We start from the raw sequence: 6,998 nt of genomic DNA, 5'->3' as shown, positions 1-6,998 counted from the left end.
TCGTCGTCTGGGTCTTCCTCGGCGAGATGTTCCCCAACCGGATCCGTGCGGCGGCGCTGGGCGTCGCGGCGTCGGCCCAGTGGGTCGCGAACTGGGCGATCACGGCGAGCTTCCCGAGCCTGGCCGAATGGAACCTGTCGGGCACGTACATCATCTACACGGTCTTCGCCGTGCTCTCGATCCCCTTCGTGCTCAAGTACGTCAAGGAGACCAAGGGCAAGGCGTTGGAGGAGATGGGCTGACACCCCCCGCCGCCCATCTTCCGCGGAAGGCTGCTCCGGCTTCGGCCGGGGTGGCCTTTTGCGTTGTCCGGTGGACCGGGGGAGGCCCGCCCCGCCCTTTCTCCGTTTCCGCAGGGGCTGCGCCCCTTCGCAACCTGCGGGCGGGCCGCGCGCCGCGCGACGGACAGGGGCTCCGCCCCCTGCGCCCCGGGCTCGCGCTCCGCGCGGGTGGAGCGGGGCTCGGCCCCGGTGCCGCTCTTGCCGGTGCCCGGTGCCCGGTGTGTGCCGGGGGACGTGGGGCTTCGCCCCTCGGTCGGAGCGTCTTGGCCCGGGCAGGGGAGCGCTCCGCGCTGTGAGGGCGGGGCTTCACCGCCTGCGTTACGGGGCTTCACCCCGCGCTTCCGGGCAGGGGTGGCCCTGGGGTCCGGGCGGGGGCTCCGCTTCCCTGGAGCGCCCTTCGGGAGGCGTCCTCGGATCCCTGGGGGCGGGGCGGGTTGCCCGGCCCGGATTCAAGGGTGAGCGCTTCAGCCCGTCCGGCGCTTGAGGACGAACGTGGCGCAGCCGCGTTGCGGGGCCCGGGGCGAAGCCCCGCACCATCGCGCGGCGCACGGGGACGGAGCCCCTGTCCGTCGCGCGGCAGCGCGGCCCGCGGGTTGCGAAGGGGGCGCAGCCCCTGCGGAAACGGAGAAAGGGCGGGGCAGGGGCAACTCCCCCGGCGTACGGGCAGAAGCCGCCGCGCCCACTCCCCGAGGACACGAAGGCACGCAAAAGCCCCCCGCGCCGTGCATCCACGACACGAGGGGCTCCCACCCGGCGGCGAGGTCCGTTACGACGCCGCCGCCACCTTCTCGTCCTCGCGCTCCCGCTCCGCGCCCGACGCCTTCGCCGGCGTCGGCGCGTTCTCGCGCGGCGTCGGCAGGACGGCCATCACGGCGGCCGAGATGACGATCGTCGCCGCCCAGCCCAGGCCGTACTTGCCGACGAAGGTCGACGACAGCGGGCCCGAGAACCAGGCGCAGTCGGTGAAGCACAGGCCCGCGAGCAGGGCCACGGTCCAGGCCGTCATCGCCTGCCAGCAGAAGCCGCCCACGTACCAGTAGCGGCTGGTGCGGCCGGTGTCCATCAAGGGCCTCTGCGTCGTAGCGCACGGCGCGGGTCCGGCGGCGGAACATGTCCACCGAGTAGACGCCGATCCAGGCGGAGAAGGAGACCGCCAGCAGGATCAGGAAGGTGATGAAGGAGCTGAGGAAGCTCTTCGCCACCAGCATCAGCATCAGACCGCCGACCAGCGAGATCATCGCGTTGATGCTGACCGCCGCGGCACGCGGCAGCTTGACGCCCATGGTCTGGGCGGTGAAGCCGGCCGAGTACATCGAGAGGCTGTTGATCAGCAGCATGCCCACGATGGCGGTGATCAGGTACGGCACGGCCAGCCAGGTCGGCAGCAGGTCGCCGAGGAAGGAGACCGGGTCCTGCGCCTTGGCGAGGTCCGGGGTGGAGACGGCCATGACCGCGCCCATGAGGACCATCGGGACCATGACGATGCCCGCGACCGGAGACCGTCACGCCGACGATCTTCTTGCCGGAGGCGGCGTGCGGCAGGTACCGCGCGAAGTCCGGACCGGTGGGCACCCAGCTGATGCCGCCCGCGGCGATGGTGCCGATGCCGGCGATCAGCATGGCCGTCGAGCCCGCGGGGCGGGAGAAGACGTCGCTCCAGTCGATGTGGACGATCAGGTAGCCGAGCACCAGGACGCTGAAGATGCCGAAGAGGTACGGGACACTTGTTGCAGACGTTCAGCGCCTTGCGGCCCATGCCGCTCACCAGGAACGTGCAGGCGACGAAGGCGAACAGCGTGACGACGATGAGCGCCGTGTTGCTGCCGATGCCGAAGACCAGGTCGAGGACGGTCAGCACCGCGTAGGCGCCGGTGACCGCGTTGATGGTCTCCCAGCCGAAGCGGGCGACCCACAGGATCGAGCCCGGGAAGAGGTTGCCGCGGACACCTGAACGTCGCGCGGGAGAGCATCGCGCCCGGCGACTCCGCCCACTTGCCGGAGGACCGACAGAACGCCCACCAGGCCGAAGGACACCACCACGCCGCGGCCGACCGCGACGATCAGGACCTGCCAGAAGTTCAGGGAGTTGAAGACGATCAGCGCCGCGCCCATGGTGAGCAGCAGCACGCTGATGTTGGCGGCGACCCAGGTCGGGAAGAGCTCCCGGACCCGGCCGTGCCGTTCGTTGTCCGGCACGGGTTCGATGCCGCGGGTCTCGATGGCGCTCGCGGCGGCATCGACGCTGGACACGTTGGCGCCTTCGGCAGCGTTGTCCCATGGTGGGGGCCATATCGGGGGCTCCGAGCGGGGTGTTGCAGGGCGGGGCCTGGAACAGAATGGGACGTTGGGACTCTACGCGCGTGGCGTGAGCCTCGGCCATCGTACTTTGATCTAACTTTGGCCGGTAGTGCCATAAGTCCTTGTGGCAACGCACAAATGCGGCCCACTTCCCCGTACCCCGGCGCATCGCCGCCCCCGGCCGCCGCGGTGTCCGATACTGGGGGCGTATGGAAATCGTCATCCTTGCCGTAGTCATCGCTGTGGTCGCGCTCGGCGCGATCAGCGGGCTCGTGGTGAGCAGCCGCAAGAAGAAGCAGCTGCCCCCGGCGCCGCCGAGCAGCCCGTCCGTCACCGCGCCGCCCGCCGAGCCCCACGTCGGCGAGGAGGCCGAGGCCCCGACCGAATGAGAAGCGCCGCACCGTCGAGGAGGTGGAGCTGCCGCCAGGCCGAGGCACCGGCCGCGGAGGAGCCCGCCGTCGAGCCGGAGGCCCCCGAGGCTCCGGCCGCGCCCGAGATCGAGGTGCCCGAGCCCACCGCGGGTCCCGGCTGGTCCGGCTCCGGGCCCGGCTGTCGCGTTCGCAGAACTCGCTGGGCAAGGGGCTGCTGACGCTGCTCTCCCGCGAGCACCTCGACGAGGACACCTGGGAGGAGATCGAGGACACCCTGCTGACGGCCGACGTCGGGCGTCGCGCCCACGCAGGAGCTGGTCGAGCGGCTGCGCGAGCGCGTGAAGGTGCTCGGCACCCGGACCCCCGACGAGCTGCGCGGCCTGCTCCGCGAGGAGCTGCTCGCGCTGATCGGCACCGACACCGACCGCAGCGTCCACACCGAGCCCGGCGTCGGCCCCGACGGCTCGGAGAAGCCCGGCGTCGTGATGGTCGTCGGCGTCAACGGCACCGGCAAGACCACCACCACCGGCAAGCTCGCCCGCGTCCTGGTCGCCGACGGCAAGTCCGTCGTCCTCGGCGCGGCGGACACCTTCCGCGCCGCCGCCGCCGACCAGCTGCAGACCTGGGGCGAGCGCGTGGGCGCCCGCACCGTCCGCGGCCCCGAGGGCGGCGACCCGGCCTCCGTCGCGTTCGACGCCGTCAAGGAGGGCATCGCCGAGGGCGCGGACGTCGTCCTCGTCCGACACCGCCGGCCGGCTGCACACCCAAGACCGGGCTCATGGACGAGCTGGGCAAGGTCAAGCGCGTCGTGGAGAAGCACGGCTCGGTGGACGAGGTGCTGCTGGTGCTGGACGCCACCACCGGGCAGAACGGCCTGGTGCAGGCCCGCGTCTTCGCCGAGGTCGTCAACATCACCGGTGTCGTCCTCACCAAGCTCGACGGCACCGCCAAGGGCGGCATTATCGTGGCCGTCCAGCGCGAACTGGGCGTGCCCGTGAAGCTGGTGGGCCTGGGCGAGGGGGCGGACGACCTCGCGCCGTTCGAGCCGGAGGCGTTCGTCGACGCGCTGATCGGGGACTGAGCGCACGCTCCCGGAAACGTCAACGGGTCCTGTCGCAGGTGGGGTTGCGGCAGGGCCCGCTCGTCTACCCGGGGGACGTACGGGTCAGACGGTGCCCGAGCGGTGGCAGACGTACGCGAGGGTGCCGAGCAGCAGCCGGGCCTCCGGCGGCCGGTACGCCGTGTCGAGGGCCGGCGCGCGCAGCCAGCGCACCGGGCCGAGGCCGGCGAAGTCCGAGGGCGGCGCGGTGATGTGGTCGCCGAGGCCCAGGCCGTGCAGGTCGAGGCGGGCGTCGTCCCAGCCCATCCGGTAGAGCAGCCGGGGGAGTTCGGCGGCGGCGCCCGGGGCGACGAAGAACTGGGCGCGGCCGTGCGGGGTGAGGGTCACCGGGGCCGAGCGGCAGGCCATCCGCTCCAGCCGGGCCAGCGCGTGCCGGCCGGCCGCCTCGGCGACCTCCAGGACGTCGAACGAGCGCCCCACGGGCAGCAGTACGGCCGCGCCCGGCACCCGCGACCAGGCCGTCGTGGCCTCGTCCAGCGTGGCTCCCGCCGGGACCGAGGAGGCGAGGCGGGAGCGGATGGGCGCCGGGGGAGGGGCAGTCGGCGGTGCCGCACGAGCAGGCGAACCGCTGGCCCCCGCGCACGGCGTGGGCGCCGGGCGTCACGTCCCAGCCCCACAGTCCGGTGTATTCCGCGATGGTGGTCACGGATTCGGACGCGCGGCCCCGGCGCCGAGAGCCCGAACGCAGATCCCGGATGCCGCCGATTGTGAAGCCCATGCCCCCTCCAACGGGTCCTGTTCGCGGTTGGTTACGGGTCGGAGTTTTCCCGGACACTTACGGTCGCGGACGACCTGCTTCACAACGGCGTGACGGTGTGCGGAAGGTGGTGCGACCTGCTGCGGCCACGCCATTTCGCGCAACCGTCACGCCTCTTTTCCGCGGCCCCGTCCGCCGGTACCCGGTGCCCATGTCAAGTCAATCGTGTCGGGAGGGCCGGGAGTTCATTCCTTGGGGTGGCGAATGGTGGCGATTGCTGGACTGCACTCGCTTCGGCCGTGATCGTAGGATTACTTTCGGTGTGTGAACCGCGAGCGGCGGCCCTCTCCTTCCGGGCCCGCGCCGCGGCCACGTGACCGGCGCGGGGCGCCGGCGGTTCGCAACAGATGGCTCCGCGCACGGGAAGCGCGGCGGCAAACGGTCGGGATGGGGGCGTTCCAGTGGACGGCAGCGTCAGCGGCACCGGCGGTGCCGGCGGTTCGGCCGGGGCCGGGCGGCCGGCGGCGACAAACCGGAGAAGCGCCCCAATGAGCAGCTCAACTCCTGGTTCCTGCGCAGCGGATGGTCCAAGGGCGAGCTGGCGCGCCAGGTGAACCGCCGCGCCCGGCAGCTGGGCGCCCACCACATCAGCACCGACACCTCCCGGGTGCGCCGCTGGCTCGACGGCGAGCAGCCCCGCGAGCCCATCCCCAAGATCCTCTCCGAGCTCTTCTCCGAACGGTTCGGCTGCGTCGTCGGCGTGGAGGACGTCGGCCTGCGCGCCGCCCACCAGTCGCCGTCCGTCTCGGGCGTCGACCTGCCCTGGGCCGCCCCCCAGACCGTCGAGCTGATCAAGCGAGTTCTCCCGCAGCGACCTGATGCTGGCCCGCCGGGGCTTCCTCGGCACCTCGCTCGCGCTCTCGCGCCGGTCCCGCCCACTCATCGAGCCGATGCAGCGCTGGCTGGTGCCCACCCCGTCCGTCACCGGAGGGCCGGTGGCCGACGCCCTCGGCGCCCGCCGCGCCCGGCTGTCCAAGCCCGAGCTCGACCTCCTGGAGTCCACCACCCGGATGTTCCGCGCCTGGGACGCCCAGTGCGGCGGCGGCCTGCGCCGCAAGGCCGTGGTCGGCCAGCTCCACGAGGTCACCGACCTGCTCCAGGAGCCCCAGCCCGACGAGACGTCCAAGCGGCTGTTCAAGGTCGCCGCCGAACTGGCCGAGCTGGCGGGCTGGATGAGCTACGACATCGGCCTGCACCCCACCGCCCAGAAGTACTTCGTGCTGGCGCTGCACGCCGCCAAGGAGGCGGGCGACCGGCCCCTCGGCTCGTACATCCTCTCCAGCATGAGCCGCCAGATGATCCATCTCGGCCGCCCCGAGGACGCGTTGGAGCTGATCCACCTCGGGCAGTACGGATCGCGGGAGACGGCCACGCCCCGCACCCAGGCCATGTTGTATGCGATGGAGGGCCGCGCGTACGCGAGCATGGGCCAGCCCGCCAAGTGCAAACGGGCCGTGGGCATGGCCGAGGACTGCTTCTCCGACTGCACCGCCCGCGACGGCGACCCCGACTGGATCAGCTTCTTCTCCGAGGCCGAGCTCAACGCGGAGAACGCCCACTCCTTCCGCGACCTCGCCTACGTCGCGGGCCGCAGCCCCACGTACGCCTCGCTCTCCCGCCCCAAGATGGAGCGGGCCGTCACCCTCTTCGAGGAGGACGGCGAGCACCAGCGCTCGTACGCCCTCAACCTCATCGGCCTGGCCACCGTGGATCTGATGGAGCGCGAGCCCGAGGAGTCCACGGCCCATCTGGGCAAGGCCCTCCGCATCGCCAAGCAGGTCCGCTCCGAGCGGGTCAACAACCGCCCTCCGCAAGACCGCCGGCACCGCCCTGCGCGACTTCGCCGGCGTCACCGAGGTGCGCGACCTGACCGAGCAACTCGCCCTCCACCTGCCGGAAACCGAGGCCGCCCACGCGGTGTGACCCGCCGGGCTCCTCCCGGCCCTCCGACCCCGGCCGCGGCGACCCTCCCGTACGGACCCGACTCGGCTTCCCACACGCCGGTCACACCGGGCGGTCGCCGCGGCCGGTCCCCGTGTTTCCCAACGGAAGGGGGCCCGGGGCGGACGGGACGCCGGGCAAGCGCCGTTCACCGTGCCGTAACACGGCGGCCGCCTTCGTCACCGGCCCGAAACAGCGGTCTGTCCTGGCCGAAACCGTGCTGCGTCAGC

At 72.4% G+C, this 6,998-nt stretch carries 1 protein-coding gene and 4 pseudogenes; 3 read left to right on the top strand and 2 right to left on the bottom strand.

All coding sequences use genetic code 11. The features are described 5' to 3' along the window. Positions 1-242: MFS transporter (locus tag ABD794_RS12125; RefSeq protein WP_344963048.1), on the top strand; the 242-nt coding region annotated here is incomplete at its 5' end. An 805-nt stretch (positions 243-1,047) separates the two neighbouring features. On the opposite strand, the pseudogene ABD794_RS12120 reads toward ABD794_RS12125, so the two are convergent. Next, positions 1,048-2,531 (bottom strand): annotated as a pseudogene (locus tag ABD794_RS12120) (purine-cytosine permease family protein). Positions 2,532-2,788: 257 nt separating this feature from the next. Between ABD794_RS12120 and ftsY the strand changes: the two are divergent. Next, positions 2,789-4,031, top strand: a pseudogene (gene ftsY, locus ABD794_RS12115) (signal recognition particle-docking protein FtsY). Between the two features lie 84 nt (positions 4,032-4,115). Here ftsY and ABD794_RS12110 read toward each other — a convergent pair. Continuing rightward, a pseudogene (locus tag ABD794_RS12110) lies at positions 4,116-4,788 on the bottom strand (bifunctional DNA primase/polymerase). 550 nt (positions 4,789-5,338) lie between these two features. Here ABD794_RS12110 and nsdA point away from each other — a divergent pair. After that, positions 5,339-6,750, top strand: a pseudogene (nsdA, locus tag ABD794_RS12105) (transcriptional repressor NsdA). The last annotated feature ends 248 nt before the right edge of the window (positions 6,751-6,998 follow it).

Source organism: Streptomyces thioluteus, assembly GCF_039535865.1.
The sequence above is the reverse complement of the archived record's forward strand: the minus strand, read 5'-3'. Positions and strand labels throughout refer to the sequence as shown.